The organism is Burkholderia diffusa (genome assembly GCF_902499115.1).
Classification (GTDB): domain Bacteria; phylum Pseudomonadota; class Gammaproteobacteria; order Burkholderiales; family Burkholderiaceae; genus Burkholderia; species Burkholderia diffusa.
In genome coordinates this window covers 44,141-71,002 of the sequence record NZ_CABVPN010000008.1, presented here as the reverse complement: position 1 = coordinate 71,002, position 26,862 = coordinate 44,141, and the positions used below count along the sequence as shown (strand labels likewise).

General features: G+C 67.0%; 21 protein-coding genes. 12 read left to right on the top strand and 9 right to left on the bottom strand.

Going from position 1 to position 26,862, the window contains the following annotated elements; all coding sequences use genetic code 11:
* The first annotated feature begins 167 nt into the window (after positions 1-167).
* A complete protein-coding gene (gene pcaF / locus BTE28158_RS09910) occupies positions 168-1,370 on the top strand; it encodes a 3-oxoadipyl-CoA thiolase (protein ID WP_059599074.1) in 1,203 nt (400 codons plus the stop codon).
* 97 nt (positions 1,371-1,467) lie between these two features.
* Here pcaF and BTE28158_RS09905 read toward each other — a convergent pair whose 3' ends face one another.
* A complete protein-coding gene (locus BTE28158_RS09905) occupies positions 1,468-1,947 on the bottom strand; it encodes a 2-thiouracil desulfurase family protein (RefSeq protein ID WP_420868019.1) in 480 nt (159 codons plus the stop codon).
* A 536-nt stretch (positions 1,948-2,483) separates the two neighbouring features.
* On the opposite strand from BTE28158_RS09905, the gene BTE28158_RS09900 reads away from it, so the two are divergent.
* Both BTE28158_RS09900 and BTE28158_RS09895 read left to right on the top strand, forming a co-directional pair.
* Positions 2,484-4,028 (top strand): methyl-accepting chemotaxis protein, encoded by a 1,545-nt coding sequence (locus tag BTE28158_RS09900; RefSeq protein ID WP_174919834.1) that lies wholly within the window; start codon positions 2,484-2,486, stop codon positions 4,026-4,028.
* A gap of 395 nt (positions 4,029-4,423) precedes the next feature.
* A complete protein-coding gene (locus tag BTE28158_RS09895; RefSeq protein WP_151048084.1) occupies positions 4,424-5,968 on the top strand; it encodes a methyl-accepting chemotaxis protein in 1,545 nt (514 codons plus the stop codon).
* Positions 5,969-6,085: 117 nt separating this feature from the next.
* On the opposite strand, the gene gabD is transcribed toward BTE28158_RS09895, so the two are convergent.
* Together gabD and BTE28158_RS09885 are read right to left on the bottom strand one after the other, a co-directional pair.
* Positions 6,086-7,555 carry an NADP-dependent succinate-semialdehyde dehydrogenase gene (gene gabD / locus BTE28158_RS09890; protein WP_059449015.1) on the bottom strand — a complete coding sequence of 490 codons (1,470 nt, stop codon included), beginning with the start codon at positions 7,553-7,555 and terminating at the stop codon, positions 6,086-6,088.
* A 100-nt stretch (positions 7,556-7,655) separates the two neighbouring features.
* Entirely contained in the window at positions 7,656-8,939 is a 1,284-nt protein-coding gene (locus BTE28158_RS09885) for a 4-aminobutyrate--2-oxoglutarate transaminase (RefSeq protein ID WP_124624267.1), read from the bottom strand.
* Between the two features lie 126 nt (positions 8,940-9,065).
* On the opposite strand from BTE28158_RS09885, the gene pdxR reads away from it, so the two are divergent.
* Positions 9,066-10,574 (top strand): MocR-like pyridoxine biosynthesis transcription factor PdxR, encoded by a 1,509-nt coding sequence (pdxR, locus tag BTE28158_RS09880; RefSeq protein ID WP_059599079.1) that lies wholly within the window; start codon positions 9,066-9,068, stop codon positions 10,572-10,574.
* 96 nt (positions 10,575-10,670) lie between these two features.
* On the opposite strand, the gene BTE28158_RS09875 is transcribed toward pdxR, so the two are convergent.
* On the bottom strand, positions 10,671-11,507 hold the full coding sequence (locus BTE28158_RS09875) for an EamA family transporter (RefSeq protein ID WP_151048083.1): 837 nt from the start codon (positions 11,505-11,507) through the stop codon (positions 10,671-10,673).
* A 114-nt stretch (positions 11,508-11,621) separates the two neighbouring features.
* On the opposite strand from BTE28158_RS09875, the gene selD reads away from it, so the two are divergent.
* The 3 genes from selD to BTE28158_RS09860 all read left to right on the top strand — a co-directional run bounded on the left by selD (position 11,622) and on the right by BTE28158_RS09860 (position 14,668).
* Positions 11,622-12,686: a selenide, water dikinase SelD gene (gene selD, locus BTE28158_RS09870; RefSeq protein WP_082728817.1), complete on the top strand. Its 1,065-nt coding sequence runs from the start codon at positions 11,622-11,624 to the stop codon at positions 12,684-12,686.
* 70 nt (positions 12,687-12,756) lie between these two features.
* Positions 12,757-13,347: a LysE family translocator gene (locus BTE28158_RS09865; RefSeq protein WP_151048082.1), complete on the top strand. Its 591-nt coding sequence runs from the start codon at positions 12,757-12,759 to the stop codon at positions 13,345-13,347.
* 241 nt (positions 13,348-13,588) lie between these two features.
* On the top strand, positions 13,589-14,668 hold the full coding sequence (locus BTE28158_RS09860; protein ID WP_151048081.1) for a purine-nucleoside phosphorylase: 1,080 nt from the start codon (positions 13,589-13,591) through the stop codon (positions 14,666-14,668).
* A 228-nt stretch (positions 14,669-14,896) separates the two neighbouring features.
* On the opposite strand, the gene BTE28158_RS09855 is transcribed toward BTE28158_RS09860, so the two are convergent.
* Together BTE28158_RS09855 and ceoR are read right to left on the bottom strand one after the other, a co-directional pair.
* On the bottom strand, positions 14,897-15,193 hold the full coding sequence (locus BTE28158_RS09855) for a DUF4148 domain-containing protein (protein ID WP_151048080.1): 297 nt from the start codon (positions 15,191-15,193) through the stop codon (positions 14,897-14,899).
* Positions 15,194-15,610: 417 nt separating this feature from the next.
* Complete coding sequence (gene ceoR, locus BTE28158_RS09850; protein WP_124624250.1) at positions 15,611-16,615, bottom strand: putative multidrug efflux transcriptional regulator CeoR; 1,005 nt, start codon at positions 16,613-16,615, stop codon at positions 15,611-15,613.
* Between the two features lie 173 nt (positions 16,616-16,788).
* Between ceoR and BTE28158_RS09845 the strand changes: the two genes are divergently transcribed.
* Genes BTE28158_RS09845 through opcM form a run of 4 tightly spaced genes read left to right on the top strand, consistent with a single transcriptional unit; the run spans position 16,789 to position 23,691 of the window.
* The gene (locus tag BTE28158_RS09845) at positions 16,789-17,649 is read left to right on the top strand and encodes an alpha/beta hydrolase (RefSeq protein WP_059599086.1); all 861 of its coding nucleotides are present in this window, start codon (positions 16,789-16,791) and stop codon (positions 17,647-17,649) included.
* 31 nt (positions 17,650-17,680) lie between these two features.
* Positions 17,681-18,898, top strand: a complete 1,218-nt coding sequence (gene ceoA / locus BTE28158_RS09840; RefSeq protein WP_151048079.1) for a multidrug efflux RND transporter periplasmic adaptor subunit CeoA — start codon at positions 17,681-17,683, stop codon at positions 18,896-18,898.
* A 46-nt stretch (positions 18,899-18,944) separates the two neighbouring features.
* Positions 18,945-22,145, top strand: a complete 3,201-nt coding sequence (gene ceoB, locus BTE28158_RS09835; protein WP_151048078.1) for a multidrug efflux RND transporter permease subunit CeoB — start codon at positions 18,945-18,947, stop codon at positions 22,143-22,145.
* A 10-nt stretch (positions 22,146-22,155) separates the two neighbouring features.
* On the top strand, positions 22,156-23,691 hold the full coding sequence (gene opcM, locus BTE28158_RS09830) for a multidrug efflux transporter outer membrane subunit OpcM (RefSeq protein ID WP_151048077.1): 1,536 nt from the start codon (positions 22,156-22,158) through the stop codon (positions 23,689-23,691).
* 184 nt (positions 23,692-23,875) lie between these two features.
* Here the strand turns inward: opcM and BTE28158_RS09825 are convergent, their stop codons facing one another.
* Positions 23,876-24,766 carry a LysR family transcriptional regulator gene (locus BTE28158_RS09825; protein ID WP_151048076.1) on the bottom strand — a complete coding sequence of 297 codons (891 nt, stop codon included), beginning with the start codon at positions 24,764-24,766 and terminating at the stop codon, positions 23,876-23,878.
* A gap of 98 nt (positions 24,767-24,864) precedes the next feature.
* Here BTE28158_RS09825 and BTE28158_RS09820 point away from each other — a divergent pair, with 98 nt between their 5' ends.
* Positions 24,865-25,305: a PACE efflux transporter gene (locus tag BTE28158_RS09820; RefSeq protein ID WP_124904989.1), complete on the top strand. Its 441-nt coding sequence runs from the start codon at positions 24,865-24,867 to the stop codon at positions 25,303-25,305.
* A 99-nt stretch (positions 25,306-25,404) separates the two neighbouring features.
* Here BTE28158_RS09820 and BTE28158_RS09815 read toward each other — a convergent pair whose 3' ends face one another.
* Both BTE28158_RS09815 and BTE28158_RS09810 read right to left on the bottom strand, forming a co-directional pair.
* On the bottom strand, positions 25,405-26,256 hold the full coding sequence (locus BTE28158_RS09815; RefSeq protein ID WP_059599090.1) for an alpha/beta fold hydrolase: 852 nt from the start codon (positions 26,254-26,256) through the stop codon (positions 25,405-25,407).
* A 258-nt stretch (positions 26,257-26,514) separates the two neighbouring features.
* The gene (locus tag BTE28158_RS09810) at positions 26,515-26,856 is read right to left on the bottom strand and encodes a DUF3579 domain-containing protein (RefSeq protein ID WP_059599091.1); all 342 of its coding nucleotides are present in this window, start codon (positions 26,854-26,856) and stop codon (positions 26,515-26,517) included.
* Positions 26,857-26,862 lie beyond the last annotated feature (6 nt).

Here is a 26,862-nt window from a genome sequence, read left to right as displayed (position 1 = left end):
ACCGTGGACCGGGCGCTTGACAGGTCGTCCCCGCACTCCCTATGATGCTTTGAACGTTCGATACACGATCTTATGTTCGTATATAGAACATTTAAGCGCATCCCGGCGGGCAATGCAAGGGGCGCGTTTCATTCACTTCCCAGCCTTGCATGAGACCGGAGACACTGATGACCGAAGCTTTTCTGTGTGATGCGATTCGTACCCCGATCGGCCGTTACGGCGGCGCGCTGTCCGGCGTGCGCGCCGACGACCTCGGCGCGGTGCCGCTCAAGGCACTCGTCGAGCGTAACCGCGACGTCGACTGGACGGCGATCGACGACGTGATTTACGGCTGCGCGAACCAGGCCGGCGAGGACAACCGCAACGTCGCGCGCATGTCCGCGCTGCTCGCGGGTCTGCCGGAGGGCGTGCCGGGTTCGACGATCAACCGCCTGTGCGGTTCGGGGATGGACGCGGTCGGTGTGGCCGCGCGTGCGATCAAATCGGGCGAAGCCGCGCTGATGGTGGCCGGCGGCGTCGAAAGCATGACGCGCGCGCCGTTCGTGATGGGAAAGGCTGCCAGCGCATTTGCGCGTCAGGCCGACATCTACGACACGACGATCGGCTGGCGCTTCGTCAATCCGCTGATGAAACAACTGCATGGCGTCGATTCGATGCCGGAGACGGCCGAGAACGTCGCGGTCGATTACAACATCAGCCGCGCCGACCAGGACCTGTTCGCGCTGCGCAGCCAGCAGAAGGCCGCGCGTGCGCAGCAGGACGGCACGCTCGCCGAGGAAATCGTCCCGGTGACGATTCCGCAGAAGAAGGGCGATCCGGTCGTTTTTTCGCGTGACGAGCATCCGCGCGAAACGTCGCTCGAAACGCTCGCGAAGCTGAAGGGCGTCGTGCGTCCGGACGGCTCGGTGACGGCCGGCAACGCGTCGGGTGTCAACGACGGCGCCGCCGCGCTGCTGCTCGCGAACGAAGCCACTGCGAAGCGCTTCGGCCTGACGCCGCGCGCACGCGTGCTCGGCATCGCGACGGCGGGCGTCGCGCCGCGCGTGATGGGTATCGGCCCCGCGCCGGCCACGCAGAAGCTGCTCGCACGGCTCGGGATGACGATCGACCAGTTCGACGTGATCGAGCTGAACGAAGCGTTCGCGTCGCAGGGCCTCGCGGTGCTGCGCATGCTGGGCGTCGCCGACGACGATCCTCGCGTGAACCCGAACGGCGGCGCGATCGCGCTTGGCCATCCGCTCGGCGCGTCGGGCGCGCGCCTCGTGACGACGGCGATGTATCAGCTGCACCGCACCAACGGCCGCTTCGCGCTGTGCACGATGTGCATCGGCGTCGGCCAGGGCATCGCGATCGCGATCGAGCGCGTCTGATCGCGTCATCCGGTCACGTGGCGAGGTTCACGCCGCTTGACCGGGTTCCCTCTCCAAACGATGTGGCTGGCACGCGATCAACGTGCCGGCCACATCGTCATTCAGCTTGCGATCGTTGCGCGAGGCGTGCGACGAGCGCGTCGATCTCGGTGTCCGCGAACACCTCGACGCCATGCTGGCGCAGCAGCGCCGCCGTCACACCGGCGCCGGCATGCCGCCGGCCCGCAAAACGCCCGTCGTAAATGAAACTGCTTCCGCACGACGGACTTCCGTCCGCCAGGATCGCGTAGCGGCAGTCGTGCGCGCGTGCCAGCGCGAGCGCGGTGTGCGCGCCGTCGACGAACGGCGCTGTCACGTCGGTGCCGTGCACGTCGACGATGCGTGCGGCACCCGACAAAACGCGTTGCCCTGATTCCCCGTCGGCGATTTCGGCGGGCGGACGCGGCACGCTCAATCCCCCTGCCAGTTCCGGACACACGGGCACCAGGCGCCCTTCGCGCTGCCATCGTGCGAGCGTTTCGTGCGCCGCGGTCTTCGCCGAGCCGTTGTAACGGACGGGGTGACCGAGCACGCACATGCTGACGAGGATCTTCGGCGAGGCGGGTGGCGGCGACGCGTTCTGCAATGTCGTTCTCCGAGCGGGCGGTGGTGGTGAGCGAGCGGAAATTCTACGCACGGGTTGCGTTCGCGCGCGTACGGATGACGGATGATCTCGCGCCGAGCGGCATGTCCGCCACCGCATTCCGACACGACCGATTCCATTGATCGCCGGATTATTGCGTCGAATTCATATGCCGGTTGAATGGAGTCGATCAGGCCGAATCGTTTCGCTGTGCGCAATGGTTGTCTGAACCGATGCGTCGCGTGACGTAATCCCGCCAAGCATCGGGCTGTATCCGCGAAGCGCTGGACGCGATTATCGCTGGAATATTTGATCGAAATCATGTCGATGACGGAATCCGATATTTCATGCGCTTTCGGACTAAGGATTTCCCGGTGGTTGCCGACAGTAAGGACGAGACCGTCGTAAAGCGATAAACCGTTTTTCGGCTACTGAGCGTGATTTTCGCGCCGCGCGGATCCCGCAGACGGATCCGCCTTTCGGAGCCTTGCATGCGCAACAACCAACCTGTTACCCAACAAGAATTCGAATTTCCCGATGACGTCACGCTGATGTCGACCACTGATCCCGACAGCATCATCACGTACGCGAACACGACGTTCGAATACGTGAGCGGCTTCTCGAACGACGAACTCGTCGGTCAGCCGCACAACGTCGTGCGGCACCCGGATATGCCGAAGGAGGCGTTCGCCGACATGTGGGCGACGCTGAAAAACGGCGAACCGTGGACCGCACTCGTGAAGAACCGCCGCAGGAACGGCGACCACTACTGGGTGCGCGCGAACGCGGTGCCGGTGATGCGCGACGGCGTGCCGCGCGGCTACCTGTCGGTGCGCACCAAGGCGCCGCGCGACGAGATCGCCGCGGCCGACGCGTTGTATCGCGCGTTCCGCGAAGGCAAGGCGGGCAATCGCCGGTTCCACAGAGGGCTGATCGTCCGGACCGGGTTGATGCGGATCCTGTCGCTGCCGCAGACGATGTCGGTGCGCGCGCGCGTGCATTCGACGCTGTGCGTGCTGGCGCCGGCCGTCGTTGGCGCGGGCTGGGCATGCGGGCTGGCCGGCGGCGGGCTCGCGGCGTTTGCCGCCGCGACGGCCGGCGTGTCGGTGGCCGCTGGCCTGTGGCTCGATGCGCAGATCGTGCGTCCGCTGAAACGGCTGCACGACCAGGCGCTGAACGTCGCGACCGGCGAAAGCCGCCGCGGCGTGCGGATGAACCGCGTCGACGAGATTGGCATGACGCTGCGCACGATCAACCAGCTCGGGCTGATGTTCCGCTGGCTCGTCGACGACGTCAGCGAGCAGGTGCACAACGTGCAGCGCGCGAGCAACGAGATCGCGCAGGGCAACAACGACCTGAGCGCGCGTACCGAGCAGGCGGCGTCGAGCGTGCAGGAAACCGCCGCGTCGATGGCCGAGATGACGGCCACCGTCGACAGCAATGCCGAGACCGCGCTGCAGGCGAACCAGCTCGCCGTGTCCGCGAGCGAAGCGGCCGAGCGAGGCGGGCAGGCGGTGAGCGAGGTCGTGACGACGATGCACGACATCACGGCGAGTTCGCGCAAGATTTCCGACATCATCGGCGTGATCGACGGCATCGCGTTCCAGACCAACATCCTCGCGCTGAACGCGGCGGTCGAGGCGGCGCGCGCGGGCGAACAGGGGCGAGGCTTCGCGGTGGTCGCGGGCGAAGTGCGGGCGCTCGCGCAGCGCAGCGCGAACGCGGCGAAGGAGATCAAGACGCTGATCGGCGCGAGCGTCGAGCGGGTCGAGTCGGGCGCGCGGCGGGTCGACGATGCGGGCAGGACGATGGAGGACATCGTCACGCAGGTGAAGCGTGTGTCGGACCTGATCGCGGAGATCAGCTCGTCGACGGCCGAGCAGAGCACGGGCGTCGCGCAGGTCGATCAGGCGGTCGTGCATCTGGACAACATCACGCAGCAGAACGCGGCGCTGGTCGAGCAGAGCGCGGCGGCGTCGGAAAGCCTGAAGCAGCAGGCGACGCGACTCGTCGATGCGGTGAACGTGTTTCGATAATCGACGGGGGCGGGCGCCTGCGCGTTCCGTCGCGGCGAGCTGGTTAAATCCCGGCGTTCCGATTCGATTCGAATATATATAGAACGAGAAGAATTCTCATTTCCGGGCCCGGATTTATTCGCTGATCCGGGCGGAGGATATGTTTACATTAATCAGACAATTAGTGGCCAAGTATTTGATAAGACGGTTTTTTTGATTCACCTGTAAACAAAATTTTCGGCTGAATCAAGATGGTGCGAAATTAATGCATATTTACCCGTGGTCGGCATAATGTTTTCGGCAGATTTGCCGAAAGCGCAGGAGTGTGATCGAACGCATGCGGGACGACCGCGATGCGTACGGTCTCGATCCAATTCACAAGCGGACGCAAGATCCGCAACCGGGAACTCCACACCATGCGCAATAACCAGCCTGTCACGCAACGCGAATTCGAATTCCCCGATGACGCGACGCTGATGTCGACCACCGACGCGGACAGTTACATCAAATACGCGAATGCCGCGTTCATCCAGGTCAGCGGATTTTCCCCCGAGGAGATCGAAGGCCAGCCGCACAACGTCGTGCGGCACCCGGATATGCCGAAGGAGGCGTTCGCCGACATGTGGGCGACGCTGAAGAACGGCGAACCGTGGACCGCGCTTGTTAAGAATCGCCGCAAGAACGGCGATCACTACTGGGTCCGTTCGAATACGGTGCCGGTGATGCGCAACGGGCAGCCGACCGGCTACATGTCGGTGCGCACGAAGGCGTCGCGCGACGAGATCGCCGCGGCCGACGCGCTGTATCGCGCATTCCGCGAAGGCAAGGCGGGCAATCGCCGGTTCCACAAGGGGCTGATCGTCCGGACCGGGTTGATGCGCGTCGCGTCGCTGTTCCAGACGATGTCGGTGCGCGCGCGGCTGCATTCGACGCTGTGCGTGCTGGCGCCGGCCGTCGTCGGCGCGGGCTGGGCATGCGGGTTGACCGGCGGCGGGCTCGCGGCGTTTGCCGCCGCGACGGCCGGCGTGTCGGTGGCCGCTGGCCTGTGGCTCGATGCGCAGATCGCGCGTCCACTGATGCAGCTGCGCGACCAGGCGTTGCGCGTCGCGTCCGGCGAGAGCCGTACCGGCGTGGCGATGAACCGCGTCGACGAGATCGGCATGACGCTGCGCACGATCAACCAGCTCGGGCTGATGTTCCGCTGGCTCGTCGACGACGTCAGCGAGCAGGTGCACAACGTGCAGCGCGCGAGCAACGAGATCGCGCAGGGCAACAACGACCTGAGCGCGCGCACCGAGCAGGCGTCGACCAGCGTGCAGCAGACGGCCGCGTCGATGGCCGAGATGACGGCCACGGTGTCGAGCAATGCGGAGACGGCGCTGCAGGCCAACCAGTTGTCGGTTTCCGCGAGCGAGGCGGCCGAGCGAGGCGGGCAGGCGGTGAGCGAGGTCGTGACGACGATGAACGACATCACGGCCAGTTCACGCAAGATTTCCGACATCATCGGCGTGATCGACGGCATCGCGTTCCAGACCAACATCCTCGCGCTGAACGCGGCGGTCGAGGCGGCGCGCGCGGGCGATCAGGGGCGAGGCTTCGCAGTGGTCGCCGGCGAGGTGCGGGCGCTCGCGCAGCGCAGCGCGAACGCGGCAAAGGAGATCAAGACGCTGATCGGCGCGAGCGTCGAGCGGGTCGAATCGGGCGCACGGATCGTCGACGGCGCGGGCAGGACGATGGAGGACATCGTCACGCAGGTGAAGCGTGTGTCGGACCTGATCGCGGAGATCAGTTCGTCGACGGCCGAGCAGAGCACGGGCGTCGCGCAGGTCGATCAGGCGGTCGTGCATCTGGACAACATCACGCAGCAGAACGCGGCGCTGGTCGAGCAGAGCGCGGCGGCGTCGGAAAGTCTGAAGCAGCAGGCGACGCGACTCGTCGATGCGGTGAACGTGTTTCGTTGAAGGCGGCGGAGGGAGGTGACGCGGGCGCGGCGGAGAGGGGGCGCCGGCCCGCGTCGTGACCGCCCGGCTCCGGCCGGGCGGTCAGGGCCGGTCACGGACGCGACCGGCCCTGAACCGTCAGACGGCGAGACAGAGGTACTTGATCACGACGTAGTCGTCGATGCCGTAGTGCGAGCCTTCGCGGCCGAGGCCGGACTGCTTGACGCCGCCGAACGGCGCGACTTCATTCGAGATCAGGCCCGTGTTGACGCCGACCATCCCGTATTCGAGCGCCTCGGCGACCTTCCACACGCGGCCGATGTCGCGGCTGTAGAAATACGCGGCGAGACCGAACTCGGTGTCGTTCGCGAGGCGGATCACCTCGTCGTCGCTGCCGAACTTGAACAGCGGCGCGAGCGGCCCGAACGTCTCTTCCTTCGCGACCTTCATCGCCGGCGTGACGCCCGTCAGCACGGTCGGCTCGAAGAAGCCGTGGCCGAGCGCGTGGCGCTTGCCGCCCGTCACGACGGTCGCGCCCTTCGCGAGCGCGTCCTCGATGTGCGCCTCGACCTTCAGCACGGCCGCTTCGTTGATCAGCGGGCCTTGCGTGACGCCCGGCTCCGTGCCGCGACCGACCTTCAGCTGGCCTACCGCCGCCGCGAGCTTCTGCGCGAACTGGTCGTACACGGCTTCATGCACGTAGAAGCGGTTCGTGCACACGCACGTCTGGCCGCTGTTGCGGTACTTCGACGCGATCGCGCCCTGCACGGCCGCATCGAGATCGGCGTCGTCGAACACGATGAACGGTGCGTTGCCGCCGAGCTCCAGCGACACCTTCTTGACCGTCGCCGCGCATTGCGACATCAGCAGGCGGCCGACCGGCGTCGAGCCGGTAAACGACAGCTTGCGCACGATCGGGTTCGACGTCAGTTCGCCGCCGATCGCCTTCGGGTCGCCCGTGACGACGCTGAACACCCCGGCCGGCACGCCCGCGCGCTCGGCCAGCACGGCCATCGCGAGCGCCGAGAACGGCGTGGCTTCCGCCGGCTTCACGACGATCGGGCAGCCTGCCGCGAGCGCCGGGCCGACCTTGCGGGTGATCATTGCCGCCGGGAAGTTCCACGGCGTGATCGCCGCGCACACGCCGATCGCTTCCTTCGTCACGACGATGCGCTTGTCGCTCGCCGGCGTCGGGATCGTGTCGCCGTACACGCGCTTGCCTTCCTCCGCGAACCACTCGAGGAACGATGCCGCGTAGCCGATCTCGCCTTTCGCTTCGGCCAGCGACTTGCCCTGCTCGGTGGTCAGGATCAGCGCGAGGTCGTCGGCGTTTTCCATCATCAGGTCGTGCCACTTGCGCAGGATCGCCGCGCGTTCCTTCGCGGTCTTCTTGCGCCATGCCGGCCATGCGGCGTTCGCGGCTTCGATCGCGTGACGCGTCTCGGCCGCGCCCATCGCCGGCACGGTGCCGAGCAGGCCGCCGGTTGCCGGGTTGCGGACCTCGAACGACTCGCCGTTCGCCGCGCCTTGCCATTCGCCGTTGACGTACGCCTGCTGACGGAACAGCGACGGGTCTTTCAGTGCCAGGGTTTCCTGAACAGTGCTCATATGCTTCGCCTGCTTTGAAAAGGACGGATAAGGACGGATGAAAACGACCGCCGCCGTCTTCACGACGGCGGCGGCACGTTCAGTTGAAGCGGACGGGCACTCAGGCCGGCACGCCGACCGTTTCCTTCAGCACTTCCTCGAGGATCACGAGCGCTTCGTCGAACACGGCCTGCGGGATCGTCAGCGGGAACAGGAAGCGCACGACGTTCGAGTACACGCCGCACACGAGCAGCAGCAGCCCCCGCTCAAGCGCACGCGCCTGCACGCGCTTCGTGAATTCCGCGTCCGGCTCGCCCGAACCCGGCTTCAGGAACTCGACCGCGATCATCGCGCCCGGGCCGCGCACGTCGGCGATCTGCGGCACGTCGGCCTGCAGCGAATTCAGCTTCGCCTTCAGCACGTCGCCGAGCTGCGTCGCGCGCTCGCACAGCTTCTCTTCGTCGATGATCTCGAGCACCGCATGCGCCGAGGCGACGGCCAGCGGGTTGCCCGCGTACGTGCCGCCGAGGCCGCCGGGGGCTGCCGCGTCCATCACGTCGGCACGGCCGACGACGCCCGACAGCGGCATGCCGCCCGCGAGGCTCTTCGCCATCGTGATCAGGTCGGCCAGCACGTCGTAGTGCTGCATCGCGAACAGCTTGCCGGTACGCGCGAAGCCCGTCTGGACTTCGTCGGCGATCAGCAGGATGCCGTGCTCGTTACAGATCTTGCGCAGCGCGCGCACGAACTCAGCCGGCGCCGGGTTGAAGCCACCTTCACCCTGGACCGGTTCGAAGATGATCGCGGCGACGCGCTTCGGATCGATGTCGGCCTTGAACAGCATCTCGATCGCCTTGATCGAGTCGGCCGTCGTCACGCCGTGCAGCGCGTTCGGGTACGGTGCGTGGAACACGTCGCCCGGGAACGGACCGAAGTTCAGCTTGTACGGGGCGACCTTGCCGGTCAGCGCCATGCCCATCATCGTGCGGCCGTGGAAGCCGCCCGAGAACGCGATGACGCCCGGACGGCCGGTCGCCGCGCGCGCGATCTTGATCGCGTTTTCGACGGCTTCGGCGCCGGTCGTGAAGAACGCGGTCTTCTTCGGGAAGTCGCCCGGTGCGCGCGCGTTGATCTTTTCGGCCAGCTCGACGTACGACGCGTACGGGACGATCTGGTAAGCGGTGTGCGTGAAGCTGTTCAGCTGATCCGCGATCGCCTTGACGATCTTCGGGTGGCGGTGGCCCGTGTTCAGCACCGCGATGCCGGCGGCGAAATCGATGAAGCGGCGGCCTTCGACATCCCACAGCTCCGCGTTTTCGGCGCGGGCTGCGTAGAAATCGCACATCACGCCGACGCCGCGCGGGGTGGCGGCGTTCTTGCGGGCCTGCAGGTCGGCATTCTTCACGGTCATCTCCTTGATGTTATGTCCGGTGGGATAAAAAACGGCCGCGTTGGCAGCCCATGGAGGCGACTATAATCACATTTGGCTCTGGCAATCAGAGCCATTTCAATAAATATTCAGGAGCCAATCATGCGCGCAAGCGTGTTGTCGGACTGGCTGGCGCAGCGCCTCGTGCGCGGCGGCGAACAGCCGATCTACCGGCAGCTGCACCGGCTGCTGCAGCAGGCGATCCTGTCGCGCGAACTGCCGGCCGGCACGCGCGTGCCGTCGTCGCGGCTGCTCGCGGCCGAGCTGGGGATCGCCCGCAACACGGTTACGCAGGTTTACGAACAGCTTGCGCTCGAAGGCTATGTGAACTCGGCGACGGGGCGCGGCACGTTCGTCGCCGACAGCGCGCCGGACGAGATCGTCGGCGCGCCGGCAGACGCGGGTGCCGGGCCGGCGGTGGCGCCTTCTTCCGCGCGCCGGCTGTCCTCGCGCGGCACGCGGCTCGTCGAAGGCGCGGGCGTGTCGAAGCGCCAGGGCGGCGCGTTCATGCCGGGCGTGCCCGATGTGTCGCGCTTTCCGGCGCGCGTGTGGACGCGGCTGCACAACAAGTATTGGCGGCGCCTGCGCCCGGATCTGCTGACCTACGCGCCGGGCGGCGGGCTCGCGCTGTTGCGCGAGGCGCTGGCCGACTACCTGCGCACGTCGCGCTCGGTGCGCTGCACGCCCGAGCAGATCGTGATCACGACCGGGATCCACCAGTCGATCGATCTCGCGGTGCGGCTGCTGACCGATCCGGGCGACGCGATCTGGACCGAGGACCCGTGCTACTGGGGCGTGCGCAGCGTGCTGAACGTGTCGGGGCTCACCACGCGGCCGATTCCGGTCGACGACGAAGGGATCGCGCCGTCGGCCGCCGATCTCGCGGAGCCGCCGAAGCTGATGCTCGTCACGCCGTCGCACCAGTATCCGCTCGGGATGGTGATGAGCCTCGCGCGGCGCCGGATGCTGCTCGAATACGCGCGCCAGCACGGCTGCTGGATCATCGAGGACGACTACGACAGCGAATTCCGTTACGGCAGCCGCCCGCTCGCGTCGCTGCAGGGGCTCGATACGGCCGGGCAGGTGATCTACGTCGGCAGCTTCGGCAAGACGCTGTTCCCGGGGCTGCGGGTCGGGTATCTCGTCGCGCCGGAGCCGCTCGCGGAGAGCTTCGCGACCGCGAGCGCCGAGCTGTATCGCGAAGGTCAGCTGCTGCAGCAGGCGGTGCTCGCGGAGTTCATCGCGGAAGGGCACTTCGTGTCGCATATCCGCAAGATGCGCACGTTGTACGGGCAGCGCCGCGAGGTGCTGCTCGACGCGGTCGCGCGCCGCTACGGCGACACGCTTCAGGCGCTCGGCAGCGACGCGGGGCTGCATCTCGTCACGCGGCTGCCGGACGGTGTCGACGATCGCGCGGTCGCGCAGGCCGCGCTCGAACGCAACATCGTCGTGCGGCCGTTGTCCGGTTATTACGCGCAGCGCGAACGTGCGGCATCGGGCTTGCTGCTCGGTTATGCGTGCGTGCCGGAGGACGAGATCGCGACGGCGTTCGCGACGCTGGCCGAGGCGATCGACGAGCGGGCGTTCGACCAGGTCGTCGCGACGGTCTGACGAGAACGGGACGGCGGCATGCGCGTGCTGCGGGGCGGGGCGTCGGCAGATTGGCCAATGAGTGTCTCCACCGTACCGGCCCGTCGTTGCCGCACGTCAAAGCCGAATCAACGCCGCGCCCGCGACCACCAGCGCGCATGCGGCAAGCCGCTGCGCACCGGGCCGCTCGCGCATCACGAACCAGCCGATCGCGACCGCGAAGATCGAGCTCGTCTCGCGCAGCGCCGACACCGTCGCGACCGGCAGGTGCCGGTACGCGAGGATCACGATCGCATACGCGGCGAGCGAGATCGTGCCGGCGATCGCGCCCTGCGTGAGGGCGGTGCGCGAGCCGAGCACCGCGCGCGGGCCGCCGCGCAGCACGCAGACGAGCACGAGCTGCGGCACGCTCCACAGCAGGTACACCCATGCGATGTAGCCGAGCGCGCTGCCGGACACGCGCGAGCCGATCCCGTCGCAGATCGAATACGCGGCGATGAACACACCCGTGAGCAGCGCGTACGGCACGCCTTCGCCGGAGAACCGGAAGCCGCGCCGCAGCGCGAGCGACATGATGCCGAACGACACGAGCGCGATGCCCGCGAAGCCGAACGGCGTCGGCCGCTCGTGCAGCATCGCGAGCGCCAGCACCGACACGAGCAGCGGCGAGATCCCGCGCGCGATCGGATAGATCTGCCCGAACTCGCCGTTGCGGTACGCACGCGCCAGCGTGAAGCAGTACGCGACCTCGAGCACCGCCGACGCCGCGACATACGGCCAGGCGGCGGGCGCCGGCGCGGGCAGCAGCACGGCGCCTGCGATGCCGAACGCGAGATACGGCAGCGACATCGTGCCGAGCTGGACGAGCCGGTCTTCGCTGACGTGGAGGAAGGCATTCCAGATCGCGTGCAGCAACGCGGAGCACAGCACGAGGCCGATGAACAGGTGATCCATGAACGAAGGTGCGGACGGGAGGGGGAGCGGCGAGCGCCATCAATTATGTGGGTATCCGGCGCGCTCGCGCGGAATTGTCGATAATGGAGCGTTGTTATTCACCGGATGCCGACGATGACCGAAGCCACCCTCACCCCGCCCGCTGTTCCGCGCCTCACGAGCCTGTCCCACGGCGGCGGCTGCGGCTGCAAGATCGCGCCGGGCGTGCTGTCCGAACTGCTGAAGCGGGCCACGCCGCCAGCGCTGTTCCCGGACCTGCTGGTCGGCACCGAGACCTCCGACGACGCGGCCGTCTACCGGCTGAACGACGAACAGGCGATCGTCGCGACCACGGACTTCTTCATGCCGATCGTCGACGACCCGTTCGACTTCGGCCGCATCGCGGCAACCAACGCGCTGTCCGACGTCTACGCGATGGGCGGCAAGCCGATTCTCGCGCTCGCGCTGGTCGGGATGCCGATCAACGTGCTGCCGCACGAGACGATCGCAGCCGTGCTGCGCGGCGGCGAATCGGTGTGCGCGGATGCCGGTATTCCGGTCGCGGGCGGCCACTCGATCGATTCGGTCGAGCCGATCTACGGGCTCGCGGCGATCGGTGTCGTGCATCCGTCGCGCGTGAAGCGTAACGCGGCCGCGCGCGCGGGCGACGTGCTCGTGCTCGGCAAGCCGCTCGGCGTCGGCGTGCTGTCGGCCGCGCTGAAGAAGAACCAGCTCGACGACGCGGGCTACGCGCAGATGGTTGCGACGACCACCAAGCTGAATCGGCCGGGCACCGAACTTGCCGCGCTGCCGGGCGTGCATGCGCTGACCGACGTCACGGGCTTCGGGCTGCTCGGCCACACACTCGAACTGGCGCGCGGCGCGCACCTCACCGCGCGCGTGCATTACGCGTCGCTGCCGTGGCTGGCGGGCGTCGAGGCGTTCGTCGCCGACGGCGTGTTCACCGGGGCATCGGGCCGCAACTGGGCCGCGTATGGCGCCGACGTGCGGCTCGCCGACGGGCTGCCGCCGGTCGCGCAGGCGCTGCTGACCGACCCGCAGACGTCCGGCGGCCTGCTGGTCGCGTGCGCGCCGGACGCGGTCGACGACGTGCTCGCGTGCTTCCGCGCCGACGGTTTCGACCGCGCGGCGGTGATCGGCGAGATGGTGGACGGCCCCGCGCGCGTCGACGTCGCCTGACGCGTTTCCTGACTGCGGATCGCTTTCGGTCGCTAGAATCGAGACCTTCCCTCGAAGGCATCGACGACCGATGAACGATTTCCTGTTCGGGCTGACGATCGCGCTGTCGGTCGGGCCCGTCGCGCTGATGATCGCGAACCACGGGATGCGCGCCGGCATCGCGAGCGGCGTTCGCGCGGCGGTCGGCGTGGCGTCGGCCGACGGCTGCTATGCGCTCGTCGCGTTCACGATCGGGGCGTTGCTCGCGAGCACGCTCGCATCGTACCTGCCGCTGTTTCGCGTCGTCGGCGCGCTCGTGTTGCTCGCAATGGGCGCACGCATGCTGTGGCAGGCGTTGAAGGATCGGCGCCGCACGCTGGATGGCGTCGCCCCGGCGCCGGGCACGCGCCCGTTCACGTCGATGTTCCTCGTCACGCTCGCGAATCCGCTGACCATCCTGCTGTTCTATGGCTATGCCACTGCCGCGGCCGGCGCGCATCGGCACTGGCTGCTCGGCGCCTTGTGCGTGTTTGCCGGCAGTCTCGTCGGACAACTCGTGTTCGCGTTCGGCGGCAGCGCGATCGGGCGCATCGTGAAGTCGACGCGATGGCTCGTGGCGAGCCATGTGCTGGCGGCGCTGGTCGTGCTCGGTTATGGCGTCGCGGGGATGCTGCGCGTTTAGCTTTAGCGAATCGGGTGCCGTCGTCCGTCACGATCGGTAGCGGCAATGTCGCGTCGCTCAATCGAATGGCATTCCTGATTTTTTGTCGGATATCGTTCGAACCACGCGCGCAAGAACCGCGTGACCAAACACCGCAGCCCGTTTCGTAGCCGGGTTCCTCCTCGCGCATGCGCGTTCTATACTCCCTCGCGCAGTCTCCGAGAGCCGTTCTCACCCAACATCCCCGAAACAAGGAACGCCGATGCTGACTCGCTCCATCCTTTCCGCCGCTGCATTCTCGCTTGCCGCCTGTGCGACCGCGCCGTCGATCGCGCAGGACAACCAGGGCAACGACGCGGGCAACGCTGCATTCGCCGAGACCGGTGCACAGGGCCGCCCGGTCAAGGTCATGATCATCACGATGTTCGGTCCGGAAGGCCAGGCATGGCTCGACCGGCTCGGCCCGTGGCGCGACATCACCGTGCCCGGCCTGTCGCCCGATTATCCGGCCGTTCACTGCAACAAGCAGGACGTGTGCGTGGTGACGACCGGCATGGGCTATGCGAACGCCTCCGCGACGATCATGGCGCTCACGTTCTCGCAGCGCTTCGACCTGCGCCGCACGTATTTCCTCGTGTCGGGCATCGCGGGCGTCGACCCCGCGCAAGGCACGGTCGGTTCCGCCGCATGGTCGAAATATCTGGTCGACTTCAGCCTGCAGTGGGAGCTCGATGCGCGCGAGATTCCGGCCGGCTGGAACACCGGCTTTCTCGGCATCAATACCAAGAGCCCGAACGACAAGCCGCCGCTCGACTATCGCACCGAAGTATTCCAGCTCAACCCGCAGCTGACGGACGCCGCCTATGCGCTGTCGCGCAACGTCGTGCTTGCCGACAGCGCGCAGGCCCAGGCCGCGCGCGCGAAGTTCACGTATGCGCCGGCGAACCGGCCGCCGACGGTGATCCAGTGCGACACCTCATCGGGCAATACGTGGTTCTCGGGCACGCTGATCGGCGAGCGCGCGCGTCAGTGGACGAAGATCCTCACCGACGGCAAGGGCACCTACTGCATGACCGCGCAGGAAGACAACGCGACGTATGAAGCGCTCAAACGCGCGGCGAGCGTGAAGCGGGTCGACCTGTCGCGCGTCGCGGTGCTGCGCACGGGCTCCGATTTCGACCGGCCGTATGCGGGGCAGACGAGCGCGGACAACCTGCTGAACTACGCGGAGCAGGGCGGCTTCGCGCCGGCGACCGAAAACCTGTATCGCGCCGGCAACCCGCTCGTGCAGGACATCGTCACGCACTGGGGCGAATGGCGCGACGGTGTGCCGCGCCGTTGACGGCCGGACGCTGTCGACGAGGCGTCGGCGCGACGGTCAATGCGATTGCGGCGTGGAACGGAACGGCGTCCACACCGGTGTGGTGTCGTCCCAATGATCGAGCGGCGAAGGAAGTTGATCGTTCATCACAGACTCCTGCAACTAACTGACTAATCGAGTGTTCGACGGCGGTATCGCGACGCCGCGCGGCGGATCATCCGCTGCGCGGCGTTGCACATTGACCGACGTTTAGCGGCCCCCGCCTGCGAGCTGGTTGCTTTCCGGCATCGGGCGATACGGGCCTTCCGCGAGTTCGAGCCCTTGCGGATACGAATTCGCCTTGCGCAGCCAGGCCAGCGTGCCGTCGCGGCGAGCCTGCACGACTTCGGCGCTCACTTCGGCGCGCGTGCGCGGGCCGTTGTTGTGCTGCGTGTACCACGACGTGTTGCCGTAGTCGCCGGCGTGCGGGGTGTTCGTATCGGCGAAGGCCGGTGCGGACACGGCGAGTGCGAGGGCAACGGCGGAGAGAAGATGGCGGCGGTTCATGACGTAACTCCTGTGTTGGTCGGAGTTGGCGCCTGAGCGCTCGCTCCGGCCCCGTCAAACGGGGCTGTTCGATGCGCATCGAGGTGCGCGACAGGGTTTACTCTAGGTATCTGTTCGGACGCGATAAATGCGGCAGACGCGAATTGATTTGTCGTGTTCGAGGAACAATCGCGATTCGCAATGTCGTCAGGGTGACGTCGAAATCGCCCGCAGCCGCCTGCAGCGGGCCTCGCGGCGGTATGCCGCCGCTCGCGCGATGACGTGCGCGGACGATTGCCGCACGCGGCGCAAAGGTCTGATGCGGATTCGGAAAAGGCGAGGTGCGCGGCGAGGAAGGTGGCACGAAGGTGACACCGAAGCGGCACGAAGGCGGGGCGGCGCGCGGGCCGGACAGCCCGCGCGCCGTGGTTCAGGCTATTACGCGACCCACTCGTTGATGACCGGCGTGTCGAGCGCCGGTGCACGCTCGGCTTCCTCGAACGTGCGTTTGCTGCACGTCGCGTCGAGGCTGCCCTTGCCGCTCAGCAGCGGGCAGCGGTCGAACACTTCGGCGATCCAGTCGACGAACACGCGCACCTTCGGCGACAGGTGCCGGCTGTGCGGATACACGACCGAGATCGGCATCGGCAGCGGTTTCAGGCCGGGCAGCACTTCCTTGAGCCGGCCGTCGCGCAGGTGCGGCAGCACCATGAACAACGGCGGCTGGATCAGGCCGAAGCCTTCGAGCCCGCAGGTCACGTACGCATCGGCGTCGTTGACCGACACGATCGAGTTCATCTTGACCTCGACTTCCTTGCCGTCCGTGAGGAAGGTCCAGTCGATCGTGCGGCCCGTGCGGCTCGAGAAGTAGTTGACGGCCCTGTGGTCGCTCAGGTCCTCGATCGCTTGCGGCTCGCCGTGCTTCTCGAGATACGCGGGCGACGCGACCGACACGCATTCGAACAGGCCGACGCGGCGCGCGACGAGCGACGAGTCCTGCAGCGCACCGACGCGGATCACGCAGTCGACGCCTTCCTGCAGCAGGTCGACCGGTCGGTCGGACAGGCCGAGCTGCAGGTCGATGTCCGGATAGCGCGTGTGGAATTCGCACAGCGACGGGATCACGAGCAGCCGCCCGATCGAGCCCGGCATGTCGATACGCAACTTTCCGTGCGGCTTCCGGTTGTTGTTCTGGAAGCTTGCTTCGGTTTCCTCGACATCGGCGAGGATCCGCACGCAGCGTTCGTAGTACGCGGCGCCGTCAGGCGTCAGCGACAGCCGGCGCGTGGTCCGGTGCATCAGGCGCACGCCGAGGAATGCTTCGAGATTCTGGATGATCGTCGTGACGGACGCCCGCGGCAGGCTGAGCGTTTCTGCTGCCTTGGTGAAGCTGCTCGTATCGACGACGCGCGTAAACACCTGCATGGCCTGAAGCCGGTCCATCACAACCTCCGCAATCTAATTTGCCGCCGGAACAACAAGGCTGCGCCGCTTTGTAGGCGGAGCAGCCTGGGATTGTTCGGGGGTGTTGAATTGTGTTGCCGGATTATAGGCATTTATCCCGATGTCTGCCGGACCCAGAATTCGTTCCATCTCGAAATGGATGCTGCATCGTCATGGACGCTTCTGAATTCAGCAAATTCCTGAAAGCCGCATTGCCTGCCGAAGCCAGAGCCGGCGCGGCATTGACGGTCGCTGAGGTGGAAATCCCCGGCTACGCGCAGGACATCGTTCTGCGCCTCTACCGCCGCCCGGACAAGACCGGGCTGCCAGTAGTGCTTTATTTCCACGGCGGCGGTTTCGTGCGCGGCACGCTCGACGACGCCGACTTCGCCGCGCGCTTTTTAGCAGAACGCTTACCAGCTCTCGTAGTGTCGGTCGATTATTCGCTCGCGCCGGCCTTTCCTTTTCCGGCCGCGCCGGAGGATGCGTATCGCGCCGCCGTATGGGCCGCAACGCGTGCCCGCGCGTTCGGCGGCAATCCGAAGAAGATTGGCGTCGCGGGGCACGACGCGGGCGGCCAGCTCGCGAACTGTCTCGCGTTCATCGCGCGCGATCGCGGTGAAGTGTCGATCGCCGCGCAGGCGCTGTTCGGGCCGATGCTCGACCCGAGCATGACGCGCATCGGCGACGCCGAACGCCTTTCGTCGGACATCACCGCGCGCGAATGCGCGGCCTGTTATCGCGCCTATCTGCCGCAGGCGGCGCAGCGCATGCACCCGTACGCGGCACCGCTCGAATCGGTGCGCCTCGCGGGCCTGCCGCCCACGCTCGTCGTCACCGCGCAGAACGACGTGCTGCACGTCGAAGCGGAGAAATATGCGGGCTGCCTGATTTCATCGGGCGTGCTCACGCAGGTGATCCGCTACCCGGACGTCACGCACGCGGCGCTCGCGATGCACGAAGCCGCGCTCGAGGAAGCAGTGCGCTTCTTCCAGTGCCGCTTCCAGGCGCGCCAGCCGAATCGTTCCGAATAACCACACCAATCCACGCTTATTGGAGATCCACATGGCCATCCTACGCACCTCCCGTTCCCGAATCGCGACAGCGGCGATCGTGACGCTCGCCGTCGTCGGCCTCGGCACGTTCGGCGCGATGCGCGTGAACGCGAACGCGCCCGAGAAAGCGGCGGCGCCGCTGCCGGAAGTCGACGTCGCGACCGTCGTGCCGCAGACCGTCACTGATTGGCAAAGCTATTCGGGCCGCCTCGAGGCGGTCGAGAAAGTCGACGTGCGCCCGCAGGTGTCGGGCACGATCGTCGCGGTGAACTTCAAGGACGGCGCGCTCGTGAAGAAGGGCGACGTGCTGTTCGTGATCGACCCGCGCCCGTATCAGGCCGAAACCGACCGCGCGGCCGCGCAGCTCGCCGCCGCGCAGGCCCGCAACGGCTACGCGCAGAGCGACTGGCAGCGGGCGCAGCGGCTGATCGGCGACAACGCGATCGCGAAGCGCGATTACGACGAGAAGCAGAACGCCGCGCGCGAGGCGAGCGCGAACCTGAAGGCCGCCGAAGCCGCGCTGGAAACGGCGCGCATCAACCTTGGCTATACGCGCATCACCGCACCTGTGTCGGGCCGCGTGTCGCGCGCGGAAATCACGCTCGGCAACGTCGTGTCGGCCGGTGCATCGGCCGCGCCGCTGACGACGCTGGTGTCGGTGTCGCCGATCTACGCATCGTTCGACGCGGACGAGCAGACCTACCTGCAATACATCAACGGCGCGCGTAACGGCCGCAAGGTGCCGGTCGAGCTCGGCCTCGCGAATGAAACCGGCTACTCGCGCAGCGGCGAGATCGACTCGGTCGACAACCGGCTCGACACGTCGTCCGGCACGATCCGCGTGCGCGCGCGTTTCGACAACGCGGACGGCGCGCTCGTCCCGGGCCTCTACGCACGCGTGAAGGTGGGCGGCAGCGCGCCGCACCAGGCACTGCTCGTCGACGACGCGGCGATCAACACCGACCAGGACAAGAAGTTCGTGTTCGTCGTCGACCAGCAGGGCCGCGTGTCGTATCGCGAAGTGCAGCAGGGCCTGCAGCACGGCAACCGGCGCGTGATCGTGAGCGGCCTGTCCGCCGGCGACCGCGTGATCGTGAACGGTACGCAGCGCGTGCGGCCGGGCGAGCAGGTGAAACCGCACATGGTCCCGATGACGGGCGGCGATGCGCCGTCCGCGCCGCTCGCGGATACCGCGAAGCCGGCCGCACCGGCGAAGGCGGAATCGTAAGCGGCCCGCCGCTACGGTTTCCGCGTTCAACCAGACAGAGCCACACATGAACATTTCCAAATTCTTTATCGACCGGCCGATCTTTGCAGGAGTCCTATCGGTGATCATCCTGCTCGGCGGGGTGATCGCGATGTTCCTGCTGCCGATTTCGGAATATCCGGAAGTCGTGCCGCCTTCCGTGATCGTGAAGGCGCAGTACCCCGGTGCCAACCCGAAAGTGATCGCCGAGACGGTCGCGTCGCCGCTCGAGGAGCAGATCAACGGCGTCGAGGACATGCTCTACATGCAGTCGCAGGCGAACAGCGACGGCAACATGACGATCACCGTCACGTTCAAGCTGGGCACCGATCCGGACAAGGCCACGCAGCTCGTGCAGAACCGCGTGAACCAGGCGCTGCCGCGCCTGCCGGAAGACGTGCAGCGGCTCGGCATCACGACGGTGAAGAGCTCGCCGACGCTGACGATGGTGGTCCACCTGATCTCGCCGGACAACCGCTACGACATGACCTATCTGCGCAACTACGCGCTGATCAACGTGAAGGATCGCCTGTCGCGGATCCAGGGCGTCGGCCAGGTGCAGCTGTGGGGTTCGGGCGACTACGCGATGCGCATATGGCTCGATCCGCAGAAGGTCGCGCAGCGCGGGCTGTCCGCGGAGGACGTCGTGCAGGCGATCCGCGAGCAGAACGTGCAGGTTGCGGCCGGCGTGATCGGCGCGTCGCCGTCGCTGCCCGGCACGCCGCTGCAGCTGTCGGTGAACGCGCGCGGCCGCTTGCAGACGGAGGACGAATTCGGCGACATCGTGGTGAAGACGACGCCGGACGGCGGCGTCACGCGCTTGCGCGACATCGCGCGGATCCAGCTGGATGCGTCCGAGTACGGACTGCGCTCGCTGCTCGACAACAAGCCGGCCGTCGCGATGGCGATCAACCAGTCGCCGGGCGCGAACTCGCTGCAGATCTCCGACGAAGTGCGCAAGACGATGGCCGAGCTGAAGCAGGACATGCCGGCCGGCGTCGACTACAAGATCGTCTATGACCCGACGCAGTTCGTGCGCTCGTCGATCAAGGCCGTGGTGCACACGCTGCTCGAAGCGATCGCGCTGGTCGTGCTCGTCGTGATCGTGTTCCTGCAGACCTGGCGCGCATCGCTCATTCCGCTGATCGCGGTGCCGGTGTCGATCATCGGCACGTTCTCGCTGCTGCTCGGTTTCGGTTATTCGATCAACGCGCTGTCGCTGTTCGGGATGGTGCTCGCGATCGGTATCGTGGTCGACGATGCGATCGTGGTCGTCGAGAACGTCGAGCGCAACATCGAAAGCGGGATGAACGCGCGGCAGGCGACCTACAAGGCGATGCAGGAAGTGAGCGGGCCGATCATCGCGATCGCGCTGACGCTCGTCGCCGTGTTCGTGCCGCTCGCGTTCATGTCGGGCCTGACCGGCCAGTTCTACAAGCAGTTCGCGATGACGATCGCGATCTCGACGGTGATCTCGGCGTTCAACTCGCTGACGCTGTCGCCGGCGCTGTCCGCGATCCTGCTGAAGGGCCATGGCGACAAGGAGGACTGGCTCACGCGCGTGATGAACCGCGTGCTCGGCGGCTTCTTCAAGCGCTTCAACAAGGTGTTCCATCGCGGCGCGGAGAACTACGGCCGCGGCGTGCGCGGCGTGCTGTCGCGCAAGACGCTGATGCTCGGCGTGTACCTCGTGCTGGTGGGCGCGACCGTGCTCGTGTCGAAGATCGTGCCGGGCGGCTTCGTGCCCGCGCAGGACAAGGAATACCTGATCGCGTTCGCGCAGCTGCCGAACGGCGCGTCGCTCGATCGCACCGAGAAGGTGATCCGCGACATGGGCTCGATCGCGCTGAAGCAGCCTGGCGTCGAGAGCGCGGTCGCGTTCCCGGGGCTGTCGGTGAACGGCTTCACCAACAGTTCGAGCGCGGGCATCGTGTTCGTCACGCTCAAGCCGTTCTCGGAGCGGCACGGCAAGGCGCTGTCGGCCGGTGCGATCGCGGGTGCGCTGAACCAGCAGTACGGTGCGATCAAGGACTCGTTCGTCGCGGTGTTCCCGCCGCCGCCGGTGCTGGGCCTCGGCACGCTCGGCGGGTTCAAGATGCAGATCGAGGATCGCGGCGCGGTCGGCTACGCGAAGCTGTCGGATGCGACCAACGACTTCATCAAGCGCGCGCAGCAGGCGCCTGAACTCGGCCCGTTGTTCACGAGCTACCAGATCAACGTGCCGCAGCTCAACGTCGATCTCGACCGCGTGAAGGCGAAGCAGCTCGGCGTGCCGGTCACCGACGTGTTCAACACCATGCAGGTGTATCTCGGCTCGCTGTACGTGAACGACTTCAACCGCTTCGGGCGTGTGTACCAGGTGCGCGTGCAGGCCGATGCGCCGTTCCGCCAGCGCGCGGACGACATCCTGCAGTTGAAGACGCGCAACGACCGTGGCGAGATGGTGCCGCTGTCGTCGCTCGTCACGGTGACGCCGACGTTCGGCCCGGAAATGGTCGTGCGCTACAACGGCTACACGGCGGCCGACATCAACGGCGGCCCGGCGCCGGGCTTCTCGTCGGGTCAGGCGCAGGCCGCGATCGAGCGCATCGCGCATGAAACGCTGCCGCGTGGCGTGCGGTTCGAATGGACCGACCTCACGTACCAGCAGATTCTTGCCGGCGATTCAGCGATGTATGTGTTCCCGATCAGCGTGCTGCTCGTGTTCCTCGTGCTCGCCGCACTGTATGAAAGCCTGACGCTGCCGCTCGCGGTGATCCTGATCGTGCCGATGAGCATTCTGTCGGCGCTGACGGGCGTGTGGCTCACGCAGGGCGACAACAACATCTTCACGCAGATCGGCTTGATGGTGCTGGTGGGGTTGTCGGCGAAGAACGCGATCCTGATCGTCGAATTCGCACGCGAACTGGAGCATGACGGCAGGACGCCGCTCGAGGCCGCGATCGAGGCCAGCCGGCTGCGGCTGCGCCCGATCCTGATGACGTCGATCGCGTTCATCATGGGCGTCGTGCCGCTCGTCATGTCGACGGGCGCGGGCTCCGAGATGCGGCATGCGATGGGTATCGCGGTGTTCTTCGGGATGCTCGGCGTGACGCTGTTCGGGCTGATGCTGACGCCGGTGTTCTACGTCGTGCTGCGTACGCTCGCGGGCGGCAAGATCCACGTCGCGGGCAAGGACTCGGCCGGTTACGGCGTGACGGCCCCGGGCGTGCCGGCATCGGATGCTTGAGGAAAACAAGATGGACAACATGCACAACACGAATGGCCTGATGCGCTTCGCGAAGGTGGCGGCCGCGAGCACCCTGCTCGCGACGCTGCTCGCCGCGTGCGCGGTGGGGCCCGACTACAAGCGCCCGGACGTGTCGACGCCCGCGGCGTTCAAGGAAGCGCCGACGCTCGCGGCCGGCGAACAGGCCGGCACGTGGAAGACCGCCGAACCGGCGGACGGCGAGCATCGCGGCGAATGGTGGAAGGTGTTCGGCGATCCGGTGCTCGACTCGCTCGAGTCGCAGGCGCTCGCCGCAAACCAGAACCTGAAGGCCGCGGCGGCGCGAGTCGAGGAAGCGCGCGCGGCGACCCGCACCGCGCGCTCGCAGTGGTTCCCGCAGGTCGGCGCCGGGTTCGGGCCGACGCGGGAAGGGCTGTCGTCGGCGTCGCAGTTCCAGCCGCAGGGCACGGGCCCGACCAACGCGACGCTGTGGCGCGCGCAGGGCACGGTGTCGTACGAGGCCGACCTGTTCGGCCGCGTGAGCCGCAACGTCGAGGCGTCGCGTGCCGACCAGGCGCAGAGCGAAGCGCTGTTCCGTTCGGTGCAGCTCGCGCTGCAGGCGGACGTCGCGCAGAACTACTTCGAACTGCGCCAGCTCGACGCGGATCAGGACCTGTACCGCCGCACGGTCGAACTGCGCGACCAGGCGCTGAAGCTCGTGCAGCGCCGCTTCGACGAAGGCGACATCAGCGAGCTCGACGTGTCGCGCGCGAAGAACGAACTGGCGACCGCGCAGGCCGATGCGGTCGGCGTCGCGCGCCGGCGCGCGGCGTCCGAGCATGCGCTCGCGATCCTGCTCGGCAAGGCGCCCGCGGACTTCGCGTTCAAGGAGACGCCGATCGTGCCGGTCGCGGTGAAGGTCCCCGCGGGCCTGCCGTCCGCGCTGCTCGAACGCCGCCCGGACGTGTCGGCTGCGGAACGCGCGATGGCGGCCGCGAACGCGCGGATCGGCCTCGCGAAGTCGGCGTATTTCCCGAAGCTCGATATCACGGGCGCGTTCGGCTATGAAGCGTCGACGCTCGGCAACCTGTTCCTGTGGTCGAGCCGCACGTTCCTGCTCGGGCCGTTCGCCGGCACCGCGCTGACGCTGCCGCTGTTCGACGGCGGGCGCCGTGCGGCCGGCGTGCAGCAGGCGCGCGCGCAGTACGACGAACAGGTCGCGAACTACCGGCAGCAGGTGCTCGTCGCGTTCCGCGAGGTCGAGGACAATCTCGCCGATCTGCGTCTGCTCGACGACCAGATCCGCGCGCAGGATGCGGCCGTCAATGCGTCGCGTCGTGCGGCGACACTGTCGCGTACGCAGTATCAGGAGGGCGAGGTCGCATATCTTGACGTGATCGACAGCGAGCGGTCGGTGCTGCAGTCGCAATTGCAGGCGAACCAGCTGACCGGTGCGCAGGCCGTGTCGACCGTCAACCTGATCCGCGCGCTCGGCGGCGGGTGGGGCGCGGCGCCGACGGCGGTCGGCGATGCGGCGACGGCCAAGCAGGAAGTCGCCGTGCGTTGAGGCGTCGGTGCGCGTGGCGGTTCGCCATGCGTCACCGAAACCGGTGTTTGGTCGACGATCGAAACAACCGATCCGCGGCGACGCGGATCGGTCGATCAACGGGGCAACGACGATGCGTTGATTGCAACTAACGGTCGATCCGCCGTGCGTTGACCCACGGCGCGGCGATGATTCGCCGCACCGTTCAGCTGAGACTGTCTTCAGCCCGCAGCGCCCGCACCAGTTCGCTGGCCGCCTTGCCGAGCCCCGTGTGCTTCGGCCGGCGCAGGTACACGGGCAGCCGCAGCCCGTTGCGGATGTTCGCGAACACGAGCGGCGCGAGTTCGCCGTCGGCGACATACCGGCCGATCACCGAGTCGGGCAGGTTCGCCCAGCCGTGCCCGGCCTTCACGAGCGCGATCGCGGTGGCCATGTCTGTCACCTTCCACGTGCGGTTGCCGATCACGGGGCGCACGTCGGTGAGCGGCCGTTCCGGGTCCGCGATCACGATCTGCCGGAATCCCGACAGCCGCTCGATCGCCCCGGGATGCGCGGCTTCGGCGATCGTCGGATGACCGGGCGCGGCGACGGCGATCAGCGTTTCGGTCCACAGCGCGTGGATCTGTTCCTGCGGATGAAGATCGAGCCCGCCGTACGCGACGCAGAGATCGACCGCGCCGCGATGCAATGCGTCGACGATCGCGTCCTGCGGCGCGGAGACGATGCTGATCGCGAGCGCCGGATATTTCGCGGCGACGGCGGTCAGTGCGCGCGCAACGGGCGCGCCGTCGAGCTCCGCCGCGAGGCCGAGCCGCAGCGTGTCCTCGACGCCTTCCGACAGATGCTGCGCATGCGCGCGCAATGCCTGCAACCGTTCGGCGATCGACCGCGCATCGGGCAGCAGCGCGGCCATCGCGGCCGTCGGCGTCGGCTCGCGCGTGCCGCGGTCGAACAGCACGAGGTCCAGCTCGGCCTCGAGGTTCGCGATCGCCATGCTGACCGCCGACGGTGTGCGGCCGAGCGCGCGCGCGGCCGCCGAGAACGAGCCCTTGTCGATGATCGTCAGCAGCATGTCGATATGGTCGCTGGTCAGCATCGGCGGCCTCCTGTCAGAAAAATTGAAAGGACCTGACTTTTGCGGGCGAAGTGCCCGCTGTAGTCTCGCCACCTCGTTCGACAGGAAGGTGGTGGGTCATGCAAGGATGGAAGAGACGCATAGTCTACGTCGTGATGTTCGAGGTGCTCGGCATCCTCGTCGCGTCGTCGGTGCTCGGCATGCTGAGCGGCGCGAGCGCGACGACGAGCGGCCTGCTCGGCGTGATGATCTCGACGACGGGCGTCATCGTCAATTTTCTGTACAACCTGGGATTCGAGGCGTGGGAGCGGCGGCGTGCGGAAACGACGCGCACCGTCGCGCGGCGCGTCGTGCACGCGATCGGCTTTCAGGTCGCGCTCGTGACGTTCCTGATCCCGCTGATCGCGTGGTGGCTCGACGTGTCGCTGCTGCAGGCGTTCCTGTACGACGCGGTGCTGATCGTGTTCTTCCCGATCTTCACGTTCGCGTACAACTGGTCGTTCGACAGCGTGTTCGGGTTGCCTGATGCGGTGACGCGCAAGCCCGAACCGATCATGTGACGCGGAGGCGGACGAAGCGACGCGATGCAGGCAGTCCGCATCGCTTCGCATCATATGAGAAAGGGGCGTCACGGGCGGCGCGCATGCCGCCCACGAGCGTTACGCGGCGACGAACTCGTGCACGTAACGGTTGAACACCGCGGGGCTCGCCGCGTTCATCCCGTGCGACGCACCGGCGACGGTCTGCCGTTGCGCAGCGCCGATCCACTGCGACAGCGTGTCGACGTTGTTGCGGAACATCTTCGGGCTGCGCTGGCCGTCGATCAGCAGCGTGCGGCATGCGATGTCCGACGCCGTGTGCTGCGAATACGCGGGCAGCGGATCCTGAAGCTGCTTCGGCAGCGTGCTCGCGTTGTCGATCGCCATCGTGCGAAAGCGCGACGTGCTCTTCTTCCAGGCGCCGGGCAGGCTGACCGAATCGACGAACATCTCGAGGCCGGCTTCGACTTCGCCTTGCCCGATCAGGTTCACGGCCTTCGTGCGCAGTGCGATCGCGGCGGCCGGCAGCGCGGCTTCGCGCACGCCCGGCTGCTGCAGCGGGCCGCCCGGATCGGCGAGCGTGAGTGTGTCGACGAGCTGCGGATGCTGGCGGGCGACGTTGAACGCGACGCTGCCGCCTCGCGAGTGGCCGACGAGATGCACGGGGCCGAGGTCGAGTGCGTCGATGAATTCGGCGAGCTCGTCGACGTGGTTCTGCCAGCTGAAGTCATCCTGGATGCCCGCTTCGACGGCCGGCCAGTAGTGGCTGAGGCTCGGCGCGATGCAGCGGTAGTGGGCCGACAGCGACGCGAGTTGCGGATCCCAGTAACGGTAGTCGCACAACGATCCGTGCACGAACACCATCGGCGCGCCGCTCCCCCGCTCGACATACGGCAGGCTGATGCCCGACGAAAGCGTCGCAAATTGCAGGTCGGGGTTCGCGAGCACCGACGGCTCGATTCGCATGTTCATGACTGAAAACTCAATGGGTGCGTCATCACGTCGCAACTATGCCTCACGGCAAGCTGCAAGGAAAACGCATAATTTTCATCGTCACGATCAATTTTATTGATGGCAAGGCTGAAAACCCTTGTCGCAGCTTGGGGATGTGTCGGACCTTTCAATCGTATGACGATTGGTTGCGCGGCTGAAAGCACATGCCGACGCCTGCGCACGCGCGCATCGGAACGGGAAAAAGCGGGGGAAGGGCCGCCGAATGCGGCCCGCGCATTACCGCACCGCCAGCGCGGGCGCGGTCTGAAGCTCGACGGGAAGATCGTTGTCGGCGGCGAACTGCATCGCGAAGTCGAACGCGTCGGCGCATACGTCGCGCAATTCGTCCGACACGAACAGGCATTTGACGCCGCCGTCGACGATCGGCATCGCGAGCCGCGACAGCGCGCAGGGATAGCCGGGCCGCCGCTCGCCGACGAACAGCGTGATGACGCCCGCGAGCCGTTCGGGCCAGTCGCTCGGGCGGAAGGTCTTCTGCGCGCGCGTGACGCCGCGGATCAGGTGGCCGCGGGTTTGGCCAATGAGGCGGCCGTGTTCGGTGATGTCGATGCGATCCATGCCGGT